Consider the following 714-nt stretch of genomic DNA (forward strand, 5'->3'; position numbering starts at 1 on the left):
CTCAAACTGATTCATCCAATATGTTTTCTGCTTACTCAAATCTCTACTTCTCATCCACTGACTATAATCTTTGTATTGATGTGTTACTGGCTCCATATTTTCTTTATTATATAAACCAGCCAGTTCACGAATAAATATTCCCATACTCATTCCGTCACTAATAATATGATGCATATCTATAAATAGAAGATAACCGTCATTTCTTTTTACTACCTTCATTCTTAATAAAGGTCCTTCACCCAAATCAAATGGTCTGACAAAACTATCTATAAGCTCTTTCACATCTGTTTTTCCATCTTCTACTTGTATAAAGTCTAATTCCATCGTTTCCTTAACTTTTTGTACAGGCTCTCCATCTACCATTACAAATACACTTCTCAAAATTTCATGGCGGTGTATCAATTCCTTCATTGCCAGTTTTAAATCTTGAATCCGTATATCACTCGTTAGCTTCAAGATTTGCGGAATATTGTATGCCGTACTACTTTCCTCTATTTGATTTAACAAATAGATACGCTTTTGAGCTGATGACATTGGATAATATTCCTGATTTTCTGCATTCGGTATCGGTATATATGCCTCTACTTTTTTACCTGTAATAATCTCTGCGAGATTTTCCACAGTAGAGTTTGATAGCACTTCTTTCAGAAGTACTTTCTTTCCTGTTTCAGCTTCAATTCTGTTAACTAATCTTGTAGCTTTCAAAGAATGTCC

General features: G+C 33.8%; 1 protein-coding gene. It reads right to left on the reverse strand.

Going from position 1 to position 714, the window contains the following annotated elements; all coding sequences use genetic code 11:
• A partial coding sequence (locus tag MR167_RS31585) for a condensation domain-containing protein (RefSeq protein WP_242316242.1) occupies positions 1–714 on the reverse strand: 714 nt, incomplete at both ends.

This window comes from Bacillus cereus group sp. BfR-BA-01355 (assembly GCF_022663675.1).
GTDB lineage: Bacteria > Bacillota > Bacilli > Bacillales > Bacillaceae_G > Bacillus_A > Bacillus_A thuringiensis_S.